Annotated in this window: 24 protein-coding genes and 2 tRNA genes; 20 read left to right on the forward strand and 6 right to left on the reverse strand. The window is 39.4% G+C overall.

What is annotated here, in order from left to right; genetic code table 11:
• The first annotated feature begins 39 nt into the window (after positions 1–39).
• From N8O80_RS02880 to N8O80_RS02940, 13 genes are all read left to right on the forward strand, one after another.
• On the forward strand, positions 40–270 hold the full coding sequence (locus N8O80_RS02880; RefSeq protein WP_000037113.1) for a DUF2969 domain-containing protein: 231 nt from the start codon (positions 40–42) through the stop codon (positions 268–270).
• Between the two features lie 49 nt (positions 271–319).
• Positions 320–400, forward strand: a tRNA-Tyr gene (locus N8O80_RS02885).
• 9 nt (positions 401–409) lie between these two features.
• Positions 410–481, forward strand: a tRNA-Gln gene (locus N8O80_RS02890).
• Between the two features lie 161 nt (positions 482–642).
• Positions 643–1,845 carry a 30S ribosomal protein S1 gene (rpsA, locus tag N8O80_RS02895; RefSeq protein WP_001001630.1) on the forward strand — a complete coding sequence of 401 codons (1,203 nt, stop codon included), beginning with the start codon at positions 643–645 and terminating at the stop codon, positions 1,843–1,845.
• 85 nt (positions 1,846–1,930) lie between these two features.
• Positions 1,931–2,428, forward strand: a complete 498-nt coding sequence (locus N8O80_RS02900; RefSeq protein WP_261026832.1) for a GAF domain-containing protein — start codon at positions 1,931–1,933, stop codon at positions 2,426–2,428.
• Positions 2,428–4,083, forward strand: a complete 1,656-nt coding sequence (dnaX, locus tag N8O80_RS02905) for a DNA polymerase III subunit gamma/tau (protein ID WP_261026833.1) — start codon at positions 2,428–2,430, stop codon at positions 4,081–4,083. Before N8O80_RS02900 ends, dnaX begins: the two co-directional genes overlap by 1 nt.
• Positions 4,084–4,110: 27 nt before the next feature.
• Positions 4,111–4,305, forward strand: a complete 195-nt coding sequence (locus N8O80_RS02910; RefSeq protein WP_049546768.1) for a DUF3272 domain-containing protein — start codon at positions 4,111–4,113, stop codon at positions 4,303–4,305.
• A gap of 150 nt (positions 4,306–4,455) precedes the next feature.
• Positions 4,456–5,226, forward strand: coding sequence for a Fe-S cluster assembly ATPase SufC (sufC, locus tag N8O80_RS02915; protein WP_000114489.1), 771 nt, complete (start codon positions 4,456–4,458; stop codon positions 5,224–5,226).
• Between the two features lie 27 nt (positions 5,227–5,253).
• Positions 5,254–6,516, forward strand: coding sequence for a Fe-S cluster assembly protein SufD (sufD, locus tag N8O80_RS02920; RefSeq protein ID WP_261026835.1), 1,263 nt, complete (start codon positions 5,254–5,256; stop codon positions 6,514–6,516).
• Between the two features lie 10 nt (positions 6,517–6,526).
• Positions 6,527–7,753, forward strand: coding sequence for a cysteine desulfurase (locus N8O80_RS02925; protein WP_261026837.1), 1,227 nt, complete (start codon positions 6,527–6,529; stop codon positions 7,751–7,753).
• Entirely contained in the window at positions 7,740–8,180 is a 441-nt protein-coding gene (gene sufU / locus N8O80_RS02930; RefSeq protein WP_261026841.1) for a Fe-S cluster assembly sulfur transfer protein SufU, read from the forward strand. The genes N8O80_RS02925 and sufU overlap by 14 nt, the downstream gene beginning before the upstream one ends.
• A 57-nt stretch (positions 8,181–8,237) precedes the next feature.
• Positions 8,238–9,650, forward strand: a complete 1,413-nt coding sequence (gene sufB, locus N8O80_RS02935) for a Fe-S cluster assembly protein SufB (RefSeq protein ID WP_000797050.1) — start codon at positions 8,238–8,240, stop codon at positions 9,648–9,650.
• Positions 9,651–9,773: 123 nt separating this feature from the next.
• On the forward strand, positions 9,774–11,165 hold the full coding sequence (locus tag N8O80_RS02940) for an APC family permease (protein ID WP_261026844.1): 1,392 nt from the start codon (positions 9,774–9,776) through the stop codon (positions 11,163–11,165).
• Between the two features lie 30 nt (positions 11,166–11,195).
• On the opposite strand, the gene N8O80_RS02945 is transcribed toward N8O80_RS02940, so the two are convergent.
• A complete protein-coding gene (locus N8O80_RS02945) occupies positions 11,196–12,044 on the reverse strand; it encodes a YitT family protein (protein ID WP_261026846.1) in 849 nt (282 codons plus the stop codon).
• Positions 12,045–12,185: 141 nt separating this feature from the next.
• Between N8O80_RS02945 and N8O80_RS02950 the strand changes: the two genes are divergently transcribed.
• The 6 genes from N8O80_RS02950 (at position 12,186) to N8O80_RS02975 (ending at position 17,568) form a co-directional block, all read left to right on the forward strand.
• A complete protein-coding gene (locus tag N8O80_RS02950) occupies positions 12,186–13,025 on the forward strand; it encodes a DegV family protein (RefSeq protein WP_261026847.1) in 840 nt (279 codons plus the stop codon).
• Between the two features lie 107 nt (positions 13,026–13,132).
• Positions 13,133–13,408: an HU family DNA-binding protein gene (locus N8O80_RS02955; RefSeq protein ID WP_001284640.1), complete on the forward strand. Its 276-nt coding sequence runs from the start codon at positions 13,133–13,135 to the stop codon at positions 13,406–13,408.
• A gap of 1,643 nt (positions 13,409–15,051) precedes the next feature.
• Entirely contained in the window at positions 15,052–15,282 is a 231-nt protein-coding gene (locus N8O80_RS02960; RefSeq protein ID WP_120770075.1) for a hypothetical protein, read from the forward strand.
• A 156-nt stretch (positions 15,283–15,438) separates the two neighbouring features.
• Positions 15,439–16,080 (forward strand): amino acid ABC transporter permease, encoded by a 642-nt coding sequence (locus N8O80_RS02965; RefSeq protein WP_120770076.1) that lies wholly within the window; start codon positions 15,439–15,441, stop codon positions 16,078–16,080.
• 9 nt (positions 16,081–16,089) lie between these two features.
• Positions 16,090–16,719 (forward strand): amino acid ABC transporter ATP-binding protein, encoded by a 630-nt coding sequence (locus N8O80_RS02970; RefSeq protein ID WP_120770077.1) that lies wholly within the window; start codon positions 16,090–16,092, stop codon positions 16,717–16,719.
• 9 nt (positions 16,720–16,728) lie between these two features.
• Entirely contained in the window at positions 16,729–17,568 is an 840-nt protein-coding gene (locus N8O80_RS02975) for an amino acid ABC transporter substrate-binding protein (protein WP_120770078.1), read from the forward strand.
• Positions 17,569–17,629: 61 nt separating this feature from the next.
• On the opposite strand, the gene lysS is transcribed toward N8O80_RS02975, so the two are convergent.
• The 5 genes from lysS to N8O80_RS03000 all read right to left on the reverse strand — a co-directional run bounded on the left by lysS (position 17,630) and on the right by N8O80_RS03000 (position 22,093).
• Positions 17,630–19,120, reverse strand: a complete 1,491-nt coding sequence (gene lysS / locus N8O80_RS02980; protein ID WP_120770079.1) for a lysine--tRNA ligase — start codon at positions 19,118–19,120, stop codon at positions 17,630–17,632.
• Between the two features lie 136 nt (positions 19,121–19,256).
• Positions 19,257–19,874, reverse strand: coding sequence for a histidine phosphatase family protein (locus N8O80_RS02985; RefSeq protein ID WP_049547266.1), 618 nt, complete (start codon positions 19,872–19,874; stop codon positions 19,257–19,259).
• Entirely contained in the window at positions 19,874–20,356 is a 483-nt protein-coding gene (locus tag N8O80_RS02990; protein ID WP_261026857.1) for an aminoacyl-tRNA deacylase, read from the reverse strand. Before N8O80_RS02990 ends, N8O80_RS02985 begins: the two co-directional genes overlap by 1 nt.
• The gene (locus N8O80_RS02995) at positions 20,356–21,198 is read right to left on the reverse strand and encodes a DUF368 domain-containing protein (RefSeq protein ID WP_247932732.1); all 843 of its coding nucleotides are present in this window, start codon (positions 21,196–21,198) and stop codon (positions 20,356–20,358) included. The genes N8O80_RS02990 and N8O80_RS02995 overlap by 1 nt, the downstream gene beginning before the upstream one ends.
• Before the next feature lie 94 nt (positions 21,199–21,292).
• Positions 21,293–22,093 carry a glycoside hydrolase family 25 protein gene (locus N8O80_RS03000; RefSeq protein ID WP_120770081.1) on the reverse strand — a complete coding sequence of 267 codons (801 nt, stop codon included), beginning with the start codon at positions 22,091–22,093 and terminating at the stop codon, positions 21,293–21,295.
• Positions 22,094–22,247: 154 nt separating this feature from the next.
• Between N8O80_RS03000 and glmU the strand changes: the two genes are divergently transcribed.
• Entirely contained in the window at positions 22,248–23,627 is a 1,380-nt protein-coding gene (gene glmU / locus N8O80_RS03005; RefSeq protein WP_261026860.1) for a bifunctional UDP-N-acetylglucosamine diphosphorylase/glucosamine-1-phosphate N-acetyltransferase GlmU, read from the forward strand.
• Position 23,628: the final 1 nt, after the last annotated feature.

Raw genomic sequence — 23,628 nt, forward strand, 5'->3', positions numbered from 1 at the left:
ATTTTCTTGTAAAATAGAAAAAGTGAAGAGAGGTATGAAATGAGTAAGAAAGATAAAAAAATCGAAATTCAAGTAGCAGATGCCAAGGTTAATGTAGGAAAAGACAGTTTTGAAGGTTATACGTTGACCATTGGTAAAAAAGTTATCGGAGAAATTGCCGAATTAGATGGACAATTTGCCATCATAAAGAATGGAAATGTCGATAGTTTTTATAAAAAATTGGAAAAAGCTGTGGAAATTTTGATTGAAAATTATAATTTAGCAAAATAAGTCTTGTTTTTTTGAAATTTTCATGATATAATAGTCCATGTTGATTGTAGGAGAGATAGCGAAGAGGCTAAACGCGGCGGACTGTAAATCCGCTCCTTCGGGTTCGGGGGTTCGAATCCCTCTCTCTCCATTTCATCAATGGGGTATAGCCAAGCGGTAAGGCAAGGGACTTTGACTCCCTCATGCGTTGGTTCGAATCCAGCTACCCCAGTTCTTAGGTAATGATCAAGATAAAAAGCAAAATATCTTAGGGTATTTTATTTTTATAATTGAAAGACGTGAACGATATGAACATGTCCTTGCGGGTGCTTAGGAAAAAAATTATAAGTATGTCAAGTTTAAGAAAAACTTGATTGTTGGAGGATTTTTTAGATGAACGAATTTGAAGATTTGCTAAATAGCGTTAGCCAAGTTGAGACTGGTGATGTTGTTAGTGCTGAAGTATTGACAGTTGATGCGACTCAAGCTAACGTTGCAATCTCTGGAACTGGTGTTGAAGGTGTCTTGACTCTTCGCGAATTGACAAACGATCGCGATGCAGATATCAATGACTTTGTTAAAGTAGGAGAAGTATTGGATGTTCTTGTACTTCGTCAAGTAGTTGGTAAAGATACTGATACAGTTACATACCTTGTATCTAAAAAACGCCTTGAAGCTCGCAAAGCATGGGACAAACTTGTTGGACGCGAAGAAGAAGTTGTTACTGTTAAAGGAACTCGTGCCGTTAAAGGTGGACTTTCAGTAGAATTTGAAGGTGTTCGTGGATTTATCCCAGCTTCAATGTTGGATACTCGTTTCGTACGTAACACTGAGCGTTTTGTAGGTCAAGAATTTGATGCTAAAATCAAAGAAGTTGACGCTAAAGAAAACCGCTTCATCCTTTCACGTCGTGAAGTTGTTGAAGCAGCTACAGCAGCAGCTCGTGCTGAAGTATTTGGTAAATTGGCTGTTGGTGATGTAGTAACTGGTAAAGTTGCACGTATCACAAGCTTTGGTGCTTTCATCGACCTTGGTGGTGTTGACGGATTGGTTCACTTGACTGAATTGTCACATGAACGTAACGTATCACCAAAATCAGTTGTAACTGTTGGTGAAGAAATTGAAGTGAAAATCCTTGATCTTAACGAAGAAGAAGGACGTGTATCACTTTCACTTAAAGCAACAACACCTGGACCATGGGATGGCGTTGAGCAAAAATTGGCTAAAGGTGATGTAGTAGAAGGAACAGTTAAACGTTTGACTGACTTTGGTGCATTTGTTGAAGTATTGCCAGGTATCGATGGACTTGTTCACGTATCACAAATTTCACACAAACGTATTGAAAATCCAAAAGAAGCTCTTAAAGTTGGTCAAGAAGTTAAAGTTAAAGTTCTTGAAGTTAACGCAGATGCAGAGCGAGTATCACTTTCTATCAAAGCTCTTGAAGAGCGTCCAGCTCAAGAAGAAGGACAAAAAGAAGAAAAACGTGCTGCTCGTCCACGTCGTCCAAAACGTCAAGAAAAACGTGATTTCGAACTTCCAGAAACACAAACAGGATTCTCAATGGCTGACTTGTTCGGTGATATCGAACTTTAATCAAAATGAAAATTCACAAAATCCTTTGTTTACTAAACAAGGGATTTTTCTTTTGTCTGTAAGCCTTTTTTGATATAATAGTCCTATGTTAGAATCAGAAAAACAATCACGTTATCAAATGTTAAGTGAAGAGCTCTTTTTTTTATTGGATGGTGAAACCAATGTTTTGGCTAATCTTTCCAACGCCAGTGCTCTTCTAAAATCACGCTTTTCCAACACTGTATTTGCAGGTTTTTATTTGTTTGATGGAAAGGAATTGGTTTTAGGCCCCTTCCAAGGAGGTGTTTCCTGCATCCGTATTGCGCTGGGAAAAGGTGTTTGTGGGGAGGCAGCTCATTTTCAGGAAACTGTTCTGGTTGGTGATGTAACAACTTATCCCAACTATATTTCTTGTGATAGTCGAGCTAAAAGTGAAATTGTTGTGCCGATGATAAAGAATGGTCAATTACTTGGAGTTCTGGATCTTGATTCTTCAGAGTTTGATGATTATGATGCTATGGATCGAGATTATTTGGAACAATTTGTCGCTATTTTGCTTGAAAAGACAGAATGGGACTTTACAATGTTTGGGGAGAAAGCCTAATGTATCAAGCACTTTATCGAAAATATAGAAGTCAAAACTTCTCCCAATTGGTTGGTCAAGAAGTTGTGGCTAAGACTCTTAAACAAGCGGTGGAGCAAGAGAAAATAAGTCATGCTTATCTTTTTTCTGGTCCTCGTGGAACGGGAAAAACCAGTGTGGCTAAGATTTTTGCCAAGGCTATGAACTGTCCCAATCAAGTGGGTGGTGAAGCATGTAATAACTGCTATATTTGTCAGGCAGTGACGGACGGTAGTTTAGAAGATGTCATTGAAATGGATGCAGCCTCTAATAATGGGGTGGATGAAATCCGTGAAATTCGTGATAAATCTACCTACGCCCCTAGTCTTGCTCGTTATAAGGTTTATATCATAGATGAGGTTCACATGCTGTCTACAGGGGCTTTTAATGCCCTCTTAAAGACGCTGGAAGAGCCAACACAGAATGTGGTCTTTATATTGGCTACTACTGAATTGCACAAGATTCCTGCCACTATTCTATCCCGTGTGCAACGTTTTGAATTTAAATCAATTAAAACACAGGATATTAAGGAACATATCCACTATATCTTAGAAAAAGAAAATATCAGTTCTGAACCAGAGGCTGTGGAAATCATTGCCAGACGGGCTGAAGGTGGGATGCGGGACGCCTTGTCTATTTTGGATCAAGCCCTGAGTTTGACCCAGGGAAATGAGCTGACGACTGCCATTTCTGAAGAAATTACTGGTACCATTAGTCTATCAGCCTTGGATGATTATGTGGCTGCCTTGTCTCAACAGGATGTTCCAAAGGCCCTAGCATGCTTAAATCTTCTATTTGACAATGGTAAGAGCATGACTCGTTTTGTGACCGACCTTTTACACTATTTAAGAGACTTGTTAATTGTTCAAACAGGTGGAGAAAACACTCATCATAGTCCAGTCTTTGTAGAAAATTTGGCACTTCCTCAAGAAAATCTGTTTGAAATGATTCGCTTAGCGACAGTCAGTTTAGCAGATATTAAGTCTAGTTTGCAGCCTAAGATTTATGCTGAGATGATGACTATCCGTTTAGCAGAGATTAAGCCTGAACCAGCTCTTTCTGGGGCAGTTGAACATGAAATTTCTGCATTGAGACAGGAAGTTGCCCGTCTCAAACAAGAACTCGCAAATGTAGGAACTGTAGCTAAGCCAACCAGTCCAGTACCTACCCGTCCAGTAGCGAGCAAGACCGTCTATCGTGTGGATCGCAATAAAGTTCAATCTATCCTACAAGAGGCCGTTGAAAATCCAGATTTAGCACGTCAAAATCTGATTCGCTTGCAGAATGCCTGGGGAGAGGTGATTGAAAGTCTTGGAGGTCCTGATAAGGCTCTGCTAGTTGGTTCTCAACCGGTTGCAGCCAATGAACACCATGCTATTCTTGCTTTTGAGTCTAACTTCAATGCTGGTCAAACCATGAAACGAGACAATCTCAACACTATGTTTGGTAATATCCTCAGTCAGGCAGCAGGTTTTTCACCTGAGATTTTAGCTATTTCCATGGAGGAATGGAAAGAAGTTCGCGCAGCCTTTTCAGCCAAAGCCAAATCTTCTCAAACTGAAAAAGAAGCAGAAGAAAGCCTGATTCCAGAAGGATTTGAATTTTTGGCTGATAAAGTGAAGGTAGAGGAAGACTAAAGAAAGATTTCATGATACAATAAGTTTATGAATAGACAACAATTTATTATCATCGCGCTGTTTACAGCTGCCGAGACCTATTTTTTCAATGAAGCCTGGATGACTGGTCGCTATATTATGGCAGCCTTTTGGGCCATTTTGATTTTTAGAAATTTCCGAGTCAGTTACTTGATGGGCAAGATTGTAGATGTCATTGACCAGCACTTGAAAGGAAAAGACTAGTCCTCAGCTTCTAGACAAAATCAAAGCCTTTTAGGCTTTTTTTTGTTATACTATAAAAGTATATTTATTGACCTTTTACCGTATTTTCTAGGGAAATCAAGTATGTTTCCAGTAAGCACTGTAAAGGCCTTGAAAAAGAAAGGAATTATCATGTCAGTATTAGAGATCAAAGATCTTCACGTTGAGATTGAAGGAAAAGAAATTTTAAAAGGGGTTAACTTGACCCTGAAAACAGGAGAAATCGCCGCTATCATGGGACCAAATGGTACAGGTAAATCGACTCTTTCTGCCGCTATCATGGGAAATCCAAACTATGAAGTTACCAAAGGTGAAGTCTTGTTTGATGGCGTAAACATCCTTGAGTTGGAAGTGGACGAGCGTGCGCGTATGGGACTTTTCCTTGCTATGCAATACCCATCAGAAATTCCTGGTATTACTAACGCTGAGTTTCTTCGTGCAGCCATGAATGCTGGTAAAGAAGATGATGAAAAAATTTCAGTTCGCGAGTTCATCACTAAGCTAGATGAAAAAATGGAATTGCTCAACATGAAAGAAGAAATGGCTGAGCGTTACCTCAACGAAGGTTTCTCTGGTGGTGAGAAAAAACGTAATGAAATTCTTCAACTCTTGATGTTGGAACCAACTTTTGCTCTTTTGGATGAGATTGATTCTGGTCTTGATATTGACGCTCTTAAAGTTGTTTCTAAAGGTGTGAATGCCATGCGTGGTGAAGGATTTGGTGCTATGATTATCACTCACTACCAACGTCTTTTGAACTACATCACACCAGATGTGGTACACGTCATGATGGAAGGTCGTGTTGTCCTTTCTGGTGGTCCCGAATTGGCTGCGCGTTTGGAACGTGAAGGATACGCAAAACTAGCTGAAGAACTTGGCTACGACTACAAGGAAGAATTGTAATTCCCTCGTATCTTTTAGGAGAAGTAAATGACTAAAGAAAATATTAAACTTTTTTCAGAAATGCACGCTGAACCAAGCTGGTTGGCTGACCTCCGTCAAAAAGCTTTTGATAAGATTGAGACTTTGGAATTACCAGTTATTGAGCGTGTCAAATTCCACCGTTGGAATCTGGGTGATGGAACGATTACAGAAAATGAGCCATCAGCAAATGTTCCAGATTTCACAGCTCTAGATAATCACTTGAAATTGGTTCAAGTAGGAACTCAAACCGTTTTTGAGCAAACTCCAGTTGAGTTGGCTGAACAGGGTGTTGTCTTTACAGACTTCCACTCAGCTTTAGAAGAAATTCCAGAGCTAATCGAAGAATTCTTCATGTCATCTGTTAAGTATGACGATGACAAGTTGGCAGCCTACCATACAGCTTATTTCAACAGTGGTGCTGTTCTCTACATTCCTGATAATGTTGAGATTAAAGAACCAATCGAAGGAATTTTCTATCAAGACAGCGATAGTGATGTGCCGTTTAACAAGCATATTATGATTATCGCTGGTAAAAATTCTAAGATTAGTTATCTGGAACGTTTAGAGTCACGTGGCCAAGGAAGTGCCAAAGCAACTGCCAATATCACAGTAGAAGTCATTGCTCGTTCTGGTGCTCAAGTGAAGTTTGCTGCGATCGACCGTTTAGGAGAAAACGTCACTGCCTACATTAGCCGTCGAGGTAAATTAGGAAACGATGCAAGCATTGACTGGGCGATTGGTGTTATGAACGAAGGGAACGTCGTTGCGGACTTTGATAGCGACTTGATTGGAAATGGTAGTCATGCAGATCTCAAGGTTGTAGCTCTTTCAAGTGGTCGTCAGGTACAAGGGATTGATACTCGAGTGACTAACTATGGTTGCAACTCAATCGGAAATATCCTACAACATGGGGTTATTCTTGAAAAAGCAACCTTAACCTTCAATGGTATCGGCCACATCATCAAGGGTGCCAAGGGAGCAGATGCCCAACAAGAGAGCCGTGTTCTTATGCTTTCAGACCAAGCGCGTTCAGATGCTAATCCAATTCTTTTGATTGATGAAAATGACGTAACTGCAGGACACGCGGCTTCTATCGGTCAGGTAGATCCAGAAGACATGTATTACCTCATGAGCCGTGGCTTGGATAAGGCAACTGCAGAACGTTTGGTTGTCCGTGGTTTCCTTGGCTCTGTTATCGTTGAGATTCCAGTCAAGGAAGTTCGTGATGAAATGATTGCAACCATCGAAGAAAAATTGTCAAAACGCTAAGGGGTAGCCTATGTTAGATGTAGAAGCGATTCGCAAGGATTTTCCAATTTTAGACCAGATTGTTAATGATGAACCATTGGTTTATTTGGACAATGCTGCGACGACACAAAAACCACTAGCAGTTCTGGAGACGATTAACCGCTACTATGAACAGGATAATGCCAATGTTCATCGTGGCGTTCATACCTTGGCTGAAAGGGCGACAGCTTCTTATGAGGCGGCTCGTGAAACCATTCGTAAGTTTATCAATGCAGGGTCTACAAAGGAAGTTCTCTTTACAAGAGGAACGACAACTAGTCTTAACTGGGTAGCGCGTTATGCTGAGGAAGTCTTGACTGAGGGAGACCAGGTCTTGATTTCCGTCATGGAACACCATTCTAATATCATTCCTTGGCAGGAAGCCTGCCGCAAGACTGGAGCGGAGCTTGTTTATGTCTATCTCAAGGACGGAGCTCTGGATATGGATGATTTGCGAGTTAAATTGACTGATAGAGTCAAGTTTGTCTCCCTAGCTCACGCCTCAAATGTTCTTGGTGTCGTCAATCCAATAAAAGAAATCACTCAATTGGCCCATCAAGTTGGAGCTATCATGGTGGTGGATGGTGCTCAATCTACGCCTCATATGAAGATCGATGTTCAGGACTTGGATGTGGACTTCTTTGCCTTTTCAGGTCACAAGATGGCGGGTCCAACTGGTATCGGTGTTCTTTATGGTAAAGAAAAGTATCTGGAACAAATGTCACCAGTAGAATTTGGCGGCGAAATGATTGATTTCGTTTATGAACAATCTGCTAGCTGGAAGGAATTGCCTTGGAAATTCGAGGCAGGAACTCCAAATATGGCTGGTGCAATCGGACTGGCAGTAGCAGTGGATTATCTAGAAAAGATTGGTATGGATGCCATTGAAGCCCATGAACAGGAACTGATTGAATACGTCTATCCAAAACTGCGGGCGATTGAAGGATTGACTATTTACGGTTCGCAGGACTTGGCTCAACGTTCAGGTGTCATTGCCTTTAACCTAGGTGATCTTCATCCGCACGACCTTGCGACTGCTTTGGATTATGAAGGAGTGGCTGTTCGAGCAGGTCACCATTGCGCTCAACCCTTGCTCCAGTATTTGCATGTTCCAGCGACAGCTCGTGCAAGTTTTTATATCTACAATACCAAGGCAGATTGCGACAAGCTAGTCGATGCCTTACAAAAGACAAAGGAGTTTTTCAATGGCACTTTCTAAACTAGATAGCCTTTATATGGCAGTGGTAGCGGACCATTCGAAAAATCCACATCACCAAGGGAAGTTAGAAGATGCTGAACAAATCAGTCTCAATAATCCGACCTGTGGAGATGTCATCAATCTCTCTGTCAAGTTTGATGCAGAGGATCGTTTGGAGGATATCGCTTTTCTAAACTCAGGTTGCACCATCTCTACAGCATCTGCTAGTATGATGACGGACTCAGTTTTAGGAAAAACCAAACAAGAAATTTTAGAACTTGCAACTATTTTTTCTGAAATGGTTCAAGGGCAAAAAGATGAACGCCAAGAACAACTAGGCGATGCAGCTTTCTTGTCAGGTGTTGCCAAATTCCCTCAACGAATCAAGTGTGCAACCCTAGCTTGGAACGCCCTCAAGAAAACAATTGAAAATCAAGAAAATCAGTAAGACAAGTTTCTTTTGTCTTATGAATTAGTAGAAATGAAGAATGAAAGAAAGGATATTATGGCTGAAGAAAGAGTAGAACCAAAACCAATTGATCTTGGTGAATATAAATTTGGTTTCCATGATGATGTAGAGCCTGTCCTATCGACAGGAAAAGGATTGAACGAAGATGTCATTCGTGAACTATCAGCTGCTAAGGGAGAACCTGAGTGGATGTTAGAGTTCCGTTTGAAGTCTTATGAAACCTTCAAAAAAATGCCCATGCAAACTTGGGGAGCAGACTTGTCAGAGATTGATTTTGATGACTTGATCTACTACCAAAAACCATCTGATAAACCAGCTCGTTCATGGGATGACGTTCCTGAAAAGATTAAAGAAACCTTTGAACGTATTGGGATTCCAGAAGCTGAGCGTGCTTATCTAGCTGGTGCCTCTGCCCAGTACGAGTCAGAAGTAGTTTACCACAACATGAAGGAAGAGTTCCAGAAATTGGGGATTATCTTTACAGATACGGATTCTGCCCTCAAGGAATACCCAGATTTGTTTAAACAATACTTTGCTAAGTTGGTACCGCCAACAGATAACAAATTGGCTGCACTTAACTCAGCAGTATGGTCAGGTGGAACCTTTATCTACGTACCAAAAGGGGTCAAGGTAGATATTCCTCTTCAAACTTACTTCCGCATCAACAACGAAAATACTGGTCAGTTTGAACGTACCTTGATTATCGTTGATGAAGGAGCAAGTGTCCATTATGTAGAAGGATGTACAGCGCCAACTTATTCAAGTAACAGCTTGCATGCTGCCATTGTAGAAATCTTTGCCTTGGATGGAGCTTATATGCGTTATACGACTATCCAAAACTGGTCTGATAACGTCTATAACTTGGTAACAAAGCGTGCTAAAGCTCAAAAGGATGCCACTGTTGAGTGGATTGATGGTAACTTGGGCGCTAAAACAACCATGAAATACCCATCTGTTTACCTTGATGGAGAAGGGGCGCGTGGTACCATGCTCTCTATCGCCTTTGCTAATGCTGGGCAACACCAAGATACGGGTGCCAAGATGATTCACAATGCTCCACACACCAGCTCGTCTATCGTGTCAAAATCCATCGCTAAAGGTGGAGGAAAGGTTGACTATCGTGGACAAGTAACCTTTAATAAAAACTCTAAGAAATCTGTTTCTCACATTGAGTGTGATACCATTATCATGGATGACTTGTCAGCATCAGATACCATTCCGTTTAATGAAATTCACAACTCCCAAGTCGCTTTGGAACACGAAGCTAAGGTATCTAAGATTTCAGAAGAGCAACTCTATTACCTCATGAGTCGTGGATTGTCAGAATCAGAGGCAACTGAAATGATTGTTATGGGATTTGTAGAACCATTTACAAAAGAGCTTCCAATGGAATATGCTGTTGAACTTAACCGCTTGATTAGCTATGAAATGGAAGGGTCAGTTGGGTAAGAATATGTAGAATCTGAGCAGGATTTATTCTGTTCGGATTTTTTTGAAAAATCATCTTATAAATATTCACAAAATCCCTTTTATATGATAAAATAAAACAATCATATTTAATGGAGATGAAGTATGAATATTTTTAGAACTAAAGATGTTAGTTTGGGACGTACTGAAATGCACCGTCATTTAAAAGTATGGGATTTGATTTTATTAGGAATCGGTGCGATGGTAGGAACTGGGATTTTTACCATTACAGGAACCGCAGCAGCAACGCTTGCTGGTCCGTCACTGGTTGTATCTATAGTGATTTCTGCCCTGTGTGTTTCTTTATCCGCCCTATTTTTCGCAGAGTTTGCCTCTCGTGTTCCTGCAACTGGTGGTGCTTATAGTTATTTGTATGCAATTTTGGGTGAATTACCAGCTTGGATTGCTGGTTGGTTGACCATCATGGAGTTCATGACAGCAGTTTCTGGTGTGGCCTCTGGCTGGGCAGCTTATTTTAAAGGCTTGCTCAGTAACTATAGTATTTCAATGCCTCAAGCCTTGAATGGGACCTTTAACCCTGAGCAGGGTACCTATATAGACCTTTTACCTATTTTGGTACTGACACTGGTAACCGGTTTAGTTTTATTAAATTCCAAGGCAGCATTGCGTTTTAATTCGCTTCTAGTCGTCTTGAAATTCTCTGCTCTCGCTTTGTTTATTCTAGTTGGTATCTGGTATATTAAACCAGAAAATTGGTCCAACTTTGCTCCCTTTGGTTTTGGTCAAATTTATGGTGGAAGTACTGGAATAATGGCAGGAGCATCTTTGATGTTCTTTGGTTTCCTAGGATTTGAATCAATTTCTATGGCTGTTGATGAAATTCAAAATCCACAAAAGAATGTCCCACGAGGTATTGTTTTGTCTTTGACAATCGTAACGATTCTCTATGCTCTGGTTACATTAGTATTGACAGGGATTGTTCACTACAGCCAACTCAATGTGGATGATGCTGTAGCATTTTCATTGCGAAGTATAGGAATTGGTTGGGCAGCTAATTATGTGTCATTAGTGGCCATTTTAACCCTAATAACAGTGTGTATTTCTATGACTTATGCCTTATCGCGTATGATTTACAGTTTAGCACGTGATGGTCTTTTACCTCGAAGTTTTAAGCAATTAAGCAAAACAAGTCGTGTTCCTAAAAATGCAACCATCTTAACAGGAGTTGCTTCTGCAATTGCAGCAGGAGTATTTCCACTGGCTAGTATTGCAGCCTTTCTAAATATTTGTACGCTTGCTTATCTTATCTTATTGGCTTATGGAATTATAAAACTTAGAAAGGATAAGGGAATGCATAAAGAAGGAGAATTCAAAACTCCCCTAGTTCCCTTGTTGCCGATTCTCTCGATTCTAATCTGTCTTTCCTTTATGCTTCAATATAGTGTAGAAACATGGATTGCGTTTGGAATTGCTCTTGTAGTTGGACTTGTGATTTACTTTACTTATGGCTATCGTCATTCTACACTTTCTGAATAAAGAAAAAGCTGGAACTTCCCAGCTTTTTCTTTATTCTTTTATATAGGTAAATCCTTCTCCAAGGATTTCGTGAGCTTCTGTAATAGTGATAAATGCTTGAGGATCAATTCGATGAATCATTTCCTTCATTTTCACAATTTCATTTCTTCCGACAATACAGTAAATGATTTTTAAATCTTCTCGACTATAATAACCTTGACCTGAGATGAAAGTAACGCCTCTACCTAGGTCATCATTAATTGCCTTAGCAAGTTGGTCAGGACGTTTTGTGATAATCATAAAGCCTTTGCCTGCATAGCCACCTTCGCCGATCAAATCAATGACACGAGAAACGATAAAATCAAATAAGAGCGTGTAGGAAACCAATCTCAAATCCTTGAAGATTAGGAGAATAAGCATGAGAATACAAAAATCTAAGATAAAGAGCAGTTTCCCCATGGATATATGAGTGTATTTATTGAGAATACGAGCTAGAATATCAGTACCACCAGTTGTACCTCCAGCATTAAAGATAATTCCAAGACCAATTCCCAATAGAATCCCAGCTATAAGGGCAGTGATTAGTAAATCACCTTGAAGATCAATATGAAGGGGTATACGTTCAAAAAAGGCCAACCAGGCGGACAAGGCTAAGGTTCCTAGTAAACTAGAATAGAGGGACTTTGCTCCAAAAATCTTCCAAGCTAGGATGAAAAGGGGAATATTAATCAGCAGGTTCATGAGAGAAACAGGGATTTTAAAAAGATAAAAGGTGATAAGGGTAATACCTGTCGCCCCTCCTTCAAAGAGGTGATGAGGAACTACAAAATAAGTCAGCCCAAAAGCATAAATAGCAGCACCTAGTAAAATAGATAAAATGGGATAAATTTTTTTAATCATAGGACACCTCTTTTCTTATAAGTCGATTATATCAAATTTTTAAAGAAAATTTGAATGACTCCATTAGGATTTTTAATCTTTTTTTGATATAATTAGAAGTGAGAAAACCAATCTGAATCCTAAAATAGAAAGATTGATACTATGACAAAAATTAAGATTGTAACCGATTCATCTGTTACTATTGAACCTGAACTAGTAAAACAATTAGATATCACTGTTGTTCCGTTATCTGTAATGATTGATAATGTTGTCTATTCTGATGCGGATTTGAAAGAAGAAGGTAAATTTCTTCAGTTGATGCAAGAAAGTAAAAATCTTCCGAAAACAAGTCAGCCACCTGTAGGTGTCTTTGCTGAAGTTTTTGAAGACCTATGTAAAGATGGTAGCCAGATTCTTGCTATTCATATGTCTCATGCCCTTTCTGGTACTGTAGAAGCGGCACGTCAAGGTGCTAGCTTATCTACTGCCGATGTGACAGTTATTGATAGTTCCTTCACTGACCAAGCCTTGAAATTCCAAGTTGTTGAGGCTGCAAAATTAGCGCAAGAAGGCAAGGAGTTGGAGGAAATCTTATCTCATGTAGAAGAGGTTAAAAACCACACAGAACTCTATATTGGCGTTTCGACTTTGGAAAATCTTGTTAAAGGTGGACGAATTGGGCGTGTAACTGGATTGTTGAGCTCCCTTCTCAATATCCGTGTTGTCATGCAGATGAAAGACCATGAATTGCAGCCAATCGTTAAAGGTCGTGGAGCTAAAACCTTTAAAAAATGGTTAGATGAGTTAATAACATCGCTCTCTGAACGTTCTGTAGCAGAGATTGGAATTTCATATTCTGGTAGTGCTGATTGGGCAAAAGAGATGAAAGAAAGCTTACAAGCTTATGTTGAAAAGCCAATTTCAGTTTTGGAAACGGGCTCTATTATTCAAACTCACACGGGTGAGAATGCTTGGGCTGTTTTAGTACGTTACCACTCCTAAAAAAATAAATAAAATGGGAAGAAATAGCGTTTTTAACTTGACCTAAAAGGGATTTTAGGATATGATTATATTTGTTAATTAGAAATAAAATTGGAGGAATCATTAACATGGCAAACAAACAAGATTTGATCGCTAAAGTAGCAGAAGCTACAGAATTGACTAAGAAAGACTCAGCAGCAGCAGTTGAAGCTGTATTCGCAGCAGTAACTGAGTACCTTGCAGCTGGTGAAAAAGTTCAATTGATCGGTTTTGGTAACTTTGAAGTTCGTGAGCGTGCTGCACGTAAAGGTCGCAACCCACAAACTGGTAAAGAAATCAAGATTGCAGCTTCTAAAGTTCCAGCATTCAAAGCTGGTAAAGCTCTTAAAGACGCTGTTAAATAATCAACCTTTAAAAAGCCTATCATATCAAGCATTTGAGCTTGTGTGACAGGCTTTTTTTATGTACAGGGGGCAAAAAAGGGGCAAAACTATAAATTATCTAGCAAATTGAGGATATTGTCATTCATCTTCTTTGTAACGTGTGTAGATTTTGTTTATTGTCCTAGAATCAGAACGACCTACTCTTGTCATAATTGCTTTTAGAGTTACGCTATTCTGCTTACGAGAGTACGCCTAAAGATGTGGTAGGTGAGGTGCCTATCAATGGATTCTTCAAGTTGTGTATTTGTTTTCAGATTTAAATCTTCAATAGCTTTTACGATTTTTGGCAGTTCCGCTCGTCATGCAGAATTATATTCGATATACTCAAGGTTCACTGTGTAAGCAAGAGACAGGTTTAAGATTAATTTAGATTACTCTGATTTTGACTTTGAAAGATCAAGTTTGATTAGAAAGCGTTGAATGTATTTTATATCGATATAAAGCTCAAATGCCTATTTAAAATCATTCATGCTACTAGTAAGAGAGCTGATATAGCTCCCTTAGATTTTTTTTGGTAAAAAGTCCACCACTCTTCTAAAAAAGTGAAATTTACTTTAATATATAGCTTAGATACTGCAATAAATGGCCATTATGCTACTGTTGTATATGGATATAATGCTGAAAAGTTGAAGAAATTCAAATGTCGACTGAATATGACAGATATGGGATAAGAAGAGAGAGCAAGCGATCCTTTTATCTTTATATTATCGTGATTTCTTAATTTTAATGGATACAGTAGAAAACGAGATTATAGAAGTAAAAAAATTGAAAAGCAGTTGGAATTTATTGCTAATCTCTGAAATGATGTAAGTATTAATGATTTACTGAAATAAACAGATTTGGCAAAAATTATGTCTATCTTTACAGAATTTTATGCTCAATTAGTAGGTAATGTAGAGCTAAAAAGGAAGTGATGGCACTTGAGCAAATTTTCAAATGTTTTTATAGTTTTATCAGGCAAGTTAAAGAGGGGCTTCTGGTGTGAGTATTCGTGATTTCATGGAAGGGACTAATGGAGTCCTGGCAACAATTGAAAAAGTGATAAAGAAGAACTAATCGATTTAGCTGGTTTTGAACTTTAACTTGTCAATGTAGCTATAAGAGAGTATAGTAATGTTAAAAATATGGGGGCTATATGGATAAGCAATTTGTTATACCAGTGAGAGTTGATGAGAGAATTTTAAATAAACTCGATTTTGTATCAATAAAGCTACAATAAGGACAATCAGAAACGATTGGTAAAGGACTAGAGAGGCTCTATAGTGATCTGGGGAGAAAGATGACTGGAAAAGGATTGATTTGGGCACATATTTGATTAGGTGTGGCTATTTCTGCCTTAGCACTCTATACCTAAACGATTATTTATATTTTTAATCATGATATGGAAGAAATTTTTGCAACTTTTATTATGTTGGTAATTTATGAACCATTCTTTCCGTTATTTTTGATATCAGTTGGTGGATTATCTTTATTGAATTAGGTAGAATTCGCTTATCGTAATTTGCAACGATATAAAAAATTAAATAGTCCCTTCTTTTTGATAGTACTTTTACAAATAAAAGTCTTAGTAATATAATAGAGCTATAGAAGGGGAGGTGGAAGAAATGTTTCGAAAAGAAAAAGCACGCAAGCGATTTTGGTTTTGGTTTATCATCTTTATCCTTTATCTTGCTTTTGGATTGTATTGTATTTGTACGAATTTTGGAGATACCTTAGGTATGATTTTTCTTTCACCTTTTATCTTTGCTTCCCTGCCACTCTACGCCTATGTAATTCTTGGTTTGTTTATCTGGTTTTTTATGAGACTGGCAATGGATGATTTTATGTCTCTTTAGTTAAAGGAAAGCTAAGATCGAGAAAGGACACATTTCGTCCTTTCTTTTTTTGATAGATATAGTTTTTCTTTTTTAAAGAGAATTTTTTTACAAAAATTCTTGGTTATTTTGTTTATTTATGCTATAATAGGAACAATTATTTTTAGGAGGTGCAGTATGTCTTATTTGTTTGAGATATTACCGAGTTTATTGAGCGGTGCAAGCATGACTTTGCAGGTTTTTGCACTGGTCTTGATTTTTTCTATTCCCTTGGGCGTTTTGATTGCCTTTGCTTTGCAAGTCCATTGGAAGCCCCTCCATCATCTGATTAATATTTATATTTGGATTATGCGGGGAACACCCTTGCTCTTGCAATTAATCTTTATCTATTATGTGCTGCCAAGTATTGGGATTCGTTTGGACCGTCTTCCTGCGGCTATCATTGCCTTTGTTCTCAATTATGCGGCTTACTTTGCTGAAATCTTCCGTGGAGGGATTGATACTATTCCTAAAGGTCAATATGAGGCTGCCAAGGTCTTGAAGTTCAGTCCTTTTGCCACAGTACACTATATTATCTTGCCCCAAGTGACCAAGATTGTTCTTCCTAGTGTCTTTAATGAAGTCATGAGTTTGGTCAAGGATACCTCTCTGGTTTATGCTCTAGGCATTTCAGACCTTATCTTGGCTAGTCGAACGGCTGCAAACCGTGATGCTAGTCTAGTTCCAATGTTCTTGGCAGGAGCCATTTACTTGATTTTGATTGGTATTGTGACCATTCTTGCAAAAAAAGTTGAGAAGAAGTACAGTTACTATAGATAGGAGGCTGCCATGTTAGAATTACGAAACATCAATAAAGGCTTTGGTGAAAAGCAAATTTTATCTAATTTCAGTCTAAAAATTCCTGAAAAGCAAATCTTGGCTATCGTAGGACCTTCTGGTGGAGGTAAGACAACCCTCTTACGTATGCTTGCAGGTCTTGAAACCATTGATTCAGGGCAAATCTTTTATAATGGAGAATCTTTAGAACTGGATGAACTGGAGAAGCGAAATCTATTGGGATTTGTATTTCAAGATTTTCAACTTTTCCCTCATTTATCAGTTCTAGATAATTTGACTTTATCACCTGTGAAAACTATGGGAATGAAGCAGGAAGAGACTGAGAAGAAGGCGCGAGGGCTTTTGGAACAGTTAGGACTAGCAGGGCACGCAGATGCCTATCCTTTCTCATTATCTGGTGGGCAAAAGCAGCGTGTGGCCTTGGCGCGTGCTATGATGATTGACCCAGAAATCATTGGCTACGATGAACCAACTTCTGCCCTAGATCCAGAATTGCGCTTGGAAGTGGAAAAACTAATCTTGCAAAATAGGGAACTTGGGATGACGCAGATTGTGGTAACCCACGACTTACAATTCGCTGAAAATATCGCAGACCAGATTCTTAAGGTTGAGCCCAAGTAGGAGGTGCCGATGACTAATAAGAAAATTGCTTTAGTATTGGTTTCTCTCCTGACTCTCTTTTTAACGGCCTGTACTCAGAAAGCTAGTGATCCAAAGCAGGATAACTGGGATAAGTATCAAGAGCAGGGAACCATTACTATTGGTTTTGACAATACCTTTGTACCCATGGGTTTTGAAGAAAAGAATGGCCAATATACAGGCTTTGATATTGATTTGGCACAAGCTGTCTCTGAAAAATTAGGTGTCAAGGTGCAATTTCAGCCAATCGACTGGGATATGAAGGAGACGGAACTGCAAAATGGAACCATAGACGCCATCTGGAATGGCTATTCTGCCACAGATGAGCGCCGAGAGAACGTTGCTTTTAGCATTCCTTATATGGAAAATCAGCAGGTTCTGGTTGCTAAGAAAAACCAGCAGATTCATTCAGTAGAGGATATGAAGGATAAGACCTTGGGAGCCCAAGCAGGTTCCTCTGGTTATTTAGACTTTGAAGCCAAGCCAGATTTATTGAAAAATCGTGTCAAAGACCAGAAGGCTAATCAGTACCAGAGTTTTAATGAGGCCTTGATTGATTTGAAAAATGACCGGATTGATGCCTTGTTGATTGACCGAGTGTATGCTAATTACTATCTCCAGTCTGAGGGTATATTAAATGACTACAATGTCCTTTCAGCAGGATTTGAAAGTGAATCCTTTGCGGTCGGAGTTAGACCAGCTGATAAAAGATTATTAACAGCATTAAACCAGGCCTTTGTTCAACTATACCAAGAAGGAAAGCTCCAAGAAATCAGCCAAAAATGGTTTGGAGAAGATGTGGCAACAAAAGAAGTGAAAAGTAGAGATTGAGTTTTTCCTCAGTCTCTTTTTGTATCGAAAAATCCCCTGACAAGAGTCAGAGGATAAGAGCTTATTTCATTGTTGGGAAGAGCAATACGTCACGGATAGTGGTTGTGTCAGTGAGGAGCATGCAGAGACGGTCGATACCTATTCCTAAACCACCTGTTGGAGGCATACCGTATTCAAGGGCTTCAATGTAGTCGTAGTCGATGCCTGTCGCTTCATCGTCACCAAGTTCTTTGGCTTTGGCTTGGGCTTCGAAACGGCTAAGCTGGTCGATTGGGTCGTTCAACTCAGTAAAGGCATTACCGTACTCCTTAGTCATGATGAAGAGCTCGAAACGGTCAGTAAAGCGTTCGTCTTCAGGATTTTTCTTAGCCAGTGGAGATACAGCTACTGGATGTCCATAAACAAAGGTTGGTTGGATCAAAGTTTCTTCAACAAACTCTTCAAAGAAGGCATTGATAATGTGACCAACTTCAGTGTAGTGTTTCTCAACTGGAACTTTTTTCTCAGCAGCGATAGCTTTGGCTTCCTCCAAAGTCATGTCTTGCCAGAAATCGACACCAGTAATTTCTTTGATAGCATCAACCATGTGAACACGTTTAAATGGTTGGTTAATCTTGATTTCAGTACCTTGATAGTTGACTGGACCATCTCCCTTAACTGATTTAGCAGCGTGTTGGATAATACCTTCCGTCAAGTCCATGATGTCTTGGAAGTCTGCATAAGCTTGGTAAACTTCGATAGAAGTAAACTCAGGGTTGTGAGTAGCATCCATTCCTTCGTTACGGAAGATACGGCCAATTTCATAGACGCGTTCCATACCACCGACGATAAGGCGTTTCAAGTGAAGCTCAGTCGCGATACGAAGTACCATGTCAATGTTTTGGGCATTGTGGTGAGTGATAAATGGACGGGCAGCAGCACCACCAGCTTCGTTGTGAAGAACAGGTGTTTCCACTTCAAGGAAACCTTTTTGATCAAGGTAACGACGGATTTCAGAGATGATTTTTGAACGAGTGACAAAACGCTCAAAACTTTCACGGTTAGAAATCAAGTCAAGGTAACGTTTACGGTAAATTGTTTCAACGTCTGTCAAACCGTGGAATTTCTCAGGAAGAGGACGAAGAGCCTTAGACAAGTGTGTGATGTGAGTAGCTTTGATAGAGAGTTCTCCCATATCTGTACGCATGACTTCGCCTTCGACACCAAGGAAGTCACCAAGGTCTGCTTTTTTGAAGATTTCATAGTTTTCTTCACCGACAGCATCCTTACGAACGTAGATCTGGATTTGACCTTCGCGGTCTTGAAGGTGAGCAAAACCTACTTTACCTTTACCACGTTTGGTTACCAAGCGTCCAGCGATAGTAGCTGTTTCGTTTTTATCATGTAATTGTTCTTTATCGAGGTCAGCAAATTTATCTTTTAATTCTTGTGAATTTGCAGTGCGTTCAAAGCGTTTTCCGAAAGGATCGATTCCTTGTTCACGAAGCGCAGCCATTTTTTCACGGCGAACGATCTGCTGGTCATTTAGTTCTTCCATATGTTCTGTTGACATGGGATCCTCCTAGTTTTACTCAAAATTGAATACGATGAGTCATTTTTGCGATACTCCCATTTTATCATAAATAGCCAAGAAATTCACGGATAATCTTTCAAAACTAAAAAGAACTTGACGCTAAAATCAAGTTCTGTTATTGATAGGAAGTATCATTCCAAGTATCGAGAGTAAATGTTTCAAAATCATGGGTTTCTAGAATTGTCAGGCTGGCATTTGCTAGACCGCCATCTTTACGAAGAAGTGGTTCTTTATATCCTAGAAGAGTACGAAGACTGGCAGTAAGATTGGCACCGTGACCGACAATTAGAATACGCTCAGCTGGACTATCTTTTAATGATTTGATAAATTGGATGGTCCGTTGTGTGGTGCTATAGAGGGATTCGGCTCCAAACATTTGAGTGTCAAATTGAGCAAGATTAGATCGAAAAGCTTTGATTTGTTGCGGGTAAATAGCTTCCAAGGTTGCGATTTTCAAACCTTCTAACTTCCCCAGCTGCCATTCACGGAGATTAGAAACACTTTCTAAAGGACAGGGTGTCTTGAGTTGACTTTGGATAATCTCAGCAGATTTGACCGCTCGAGGTAAATCACTTGAATAAATCTGATCGAAAGGAACATCCTTGAGATACTGCCCTAGTTGTTTTAGGGTGTCAATAGATTCAGGAAGAAGGGGAGAATCTCCGCTAGCACCTTGAAAGCGTCCTTCTTGGTTCCAGACTGTACGACCGTGGCGGACAAAGTAGAGTTTCATTACTTACTGTCCTCCAAGATATCTGCAAAGTCAGCTTTTACAAAGCTAGCCAAGTCTTGTGGTGCGACGATAATGCTGTGACCAACTTCTCCAGCAGAGACAATCATTTGATCCAAGTCTAGAGCGATCTTATCGATAAAAATGGGGTAATTGTGTTTCTGACGAATTCCGACAGGATTATTGGTTCCATGAATGTAACCAGTTGTTTTTTCCAAGTCCTTTTGTGGAATCATGCTCACTTTTTTATTGCCAGAAATTTTGGCTAATTTCTTTTCAGACAAGTGTTGAGTGATGGGCACAATTCCGATAATCGGTCCTGTTTTATCTCCCAAAAGAGCCAAGGTTTTGAAAATCTGATCTCGTTCATAACCTTGAGGAAGCTCTCCTTCTAGGGCATTGATTTGAATCCCCTGATGTGGGATACCTGCTTTAGACAGGATTTGTTCTACCAATGTTTTTTTGATTTTAACTTTTTTTGCCATTATTTATATTTATCCTCCAATTGGCTCATCCAAATACCAAGCCAAATTCCCAACGCAAAGAAGAAGGCGATGATAACATACCCAACAAGTGAAAGGCCTGTGTATTGGATACTCTCAGCGTTTCCTGAATTTGGAATCAAAATCAAAAGGGTACTTGATAGGACGATACCGATGATGAAATGATAGACGCGTGAGTGATAGTTGTTTAAGGCATAATCCATCAATTTTGAAAAAATGATGAGAGTTGCACCTGCCCCGATTCCAATCGGGAAAAAGGTTCCCAAGAGGTCAAAGGTTTTAAAACCAGTCAACATAGGAGCATAGAGACCCAAAATCAAAAGTAGATTTGATGGACTGAGGCCAGGAACCAATACGCCAAGAGCCAGCAGTGCACCTGCTAGAACGAAATTAAGAAAGCTGGCACTTAAGGTTCCAACGACAAAATTTAAGGCATAGAGTCCTAATCCAGAAATGATAAAGGTTATCCAGAACCAAGCTAAATCAATCTTGTCTCGATCAGATTCTCGAGTTGATTCTTTGAGAAGGCTAGGAACTGTACCAATGATGGCACCCGCAAAGCTCCATAAGACAAAGACCTGATAATTTTCAAGCAGGTATTCAATCGGGTAGGAAAATAATCCGATTCCCAGAAGCATACCAATGGCAACTGGTATAAAATACAAAACATTTTCTTTAAAGTCTTTAAAGGGATGGGCCAGAAAGCCAATCATCCGTTCATAAATTCCTAAGATTGCTGCTAGAACCCCTCCGGAAATTCCCGGTAGAATAAATCCAAGAGCAATGACAATCCCTTTAATAACACGTGCTAACCATGAGAGCATATTGTTCCTCCAACTATTTCTATTTCAAAAAATCCTTACTATATTGTATCACAATCAAACACAAAAAGAAAAAGCAAATGATAAACAAATGCTTTTAAGGTTTTAAAAAGAGTTTTCTAAAGGTTTCTTCTTTATTTTTTAAGGAAGAGATGACGTTGATATCCAAATCGTGGTCAAAGCCAGCAATTTTCCCTTTAGAAGTGTATTGGTGAATATCGTAATCTAAGTCAGTCTTAGGAGTTGCCTCGTAAAATCCTGAGTCAGAACCATAGGAAGGAATCCAAACAGACGTAAACTTGTCAGTATCAATACTGTGTTCTTCCATGAAGTAGACTCCGACGTAGATTCCGATATTTTTAGCACCTAGTGATTCTAGTTTTGCACGAAAGGCTTCAACACCTTCGTTCATATTGGACATGGTTTTTTCTTCCACATCTAGCCAATAGTAGCTAGGGCTGTATGGCGATGCGGAATTATAAAAACTTTCAGCAGCTTTTTCCATTTCTTGGATACTTTTACCTGCCACATAAGCGTAGACACCTACTGGGACATTTCGTTTTTGAAACTCGGTAATATGGTTTTTAAAGGCTTTATCTACCCCATTAACAAAAGAAGCATCATTTTCTTTGGATGTTTGAGCACCACTATGAACACGAACGATGGCTCCAGAAATGTTTTGGGAAAGAGTATCGTAATTAATTTCTTCAGGTCGTTGCCAACCAGAAACATCAATTACTGGTTTATCTATATTATGTAGTGCTTGTGTTTCTACTTGCGCGATATTTGACTTTGTTTTTACAGGATGGTCCTCAAAACGAGGGCGATTTAGGATTAAAATGAAAATCATAATTCCAAAAAAACCAAATAAAATAAGCGGATTAATTTTCTTTCTCATACCTTATAATTTTACCTTAAAAATGAAAAAAAATCAAAAAAAATACTCAAAAAATGGGTTAAGAAAAGACTTTAGAGCATTTTTTCATTCAAGAGCGCGGAATGATTTGAAATATGGTATAATAAAAGGGAATTTCTAGAGAAAAGAGAAGATTATGTCAAATTATGCCATTATTTTAGCAGCGGGTAAAGGAACTCGCATGAAATCGGATTTGCCAAAAGTTTTGCACAAGGTTGCGGGTATTTCTATGCTAGAACATGTTTTCCGTAGTGTGGGAGCTATCCAACCTGAAAAGACAGTAACAGTTGTAGGACACAAGGCGGAATTGGTGGAAGAGGTCTTGGCTGGACAGACAGAATTTGTAACTCAATCTGAACAGTTAGGGACTGGCCATGCAGTTATGATGACAGAGCCTATCCTAGAAGGTTTGTCAGGTCATACCTTGGTAATCGCAGGGGATACTCCTTTAATCACAGGTGAAAGCTTGAAAAACTTGATTGATTTCCACATCAAACATAAAAATGTGGCCACTATCTTGACTGCTGAAACAGATAATCCTTTTGGCTATGGACGAATTGTACGTAATGACAATGCTGAGGTTCTTCGCATTGTTGAGCAGAAGGATGCTACAGATTTTGAAAAGCAAATCAAGGAAATCAACACTGGAACATATGTTTTTGATAACGAGCGTTTGTTTGAGGCTTTGAAAAATATCAATACCAATAACGCTCAAGGCGAATACTATATTACAGACGTCATTGGCATTTTCCGTGAAGCTGGTGAAAAAGTTGGTGCTTATACTTTGAAAGATTTTGATGAGAGTCTTGGAGTAAACGATCGTGTGGCTCTTGCGACTGCTGAGTCGGTTATGCGTCGTCGCATCAATCATAAACACATGGTCAACGGTGTTAGTTTTGTCAATCCAGAAGCAACTTATATCGATATTGATGTTGAGATTGCTCCTGAAGTTCAAATCGAAGCCAATGTTAGCTTGAAGGGGCAAACGAAAATTGGTGCTGAGACTGTTTTGACAAACGGTACTTATGTAGTGGATAGCACTATCGGAGCAGGAGCTGTTATTACCAACTCTATGATTGAGGAAAGTAGTGTTGCGGACGGTGTGACAGTCGGTCCTTATGCCCATATTCGTCCAGGCTCAAGCCTAGCTGCCCAAGTCCACATTGGTAACTTTGTTGAGGTGAAAGGTTCTTCAATCGGTGAGAATACTAAGGCTGGACATTTGACTTATATCGGAAACTGTGAAGTGGGTAGCAAAGTTAATTTTGGTGCAGGAACCATTACAGTCAACTATGACGGAAAAAACAAATACAAGACAGTCATTGGCAACAATGTCTTTGTTGGTTCAAATTCAACCATTATTGCGCCAGTAGAACTTGGTGACAATTCCCTCGTTGGTGCGGGTTCAACTATTACCAAAGACGTTCCAGCGGATGCTATTGCTATTGGTCGTGGACGTCAGGTCAATAAAGACGAATATGCAACTCGCCTTCCTCATCATCCTAAGAATCAGTAGG

It is taken from the genome of Streptococcus mitis (assembly GCF_946190155.1).
Lineage (GTDB): Bacteria > Bacillota > Bacilli > Lactobacillales > Streptococcaceae > Streptococcus > Streptococcus mitis_CL.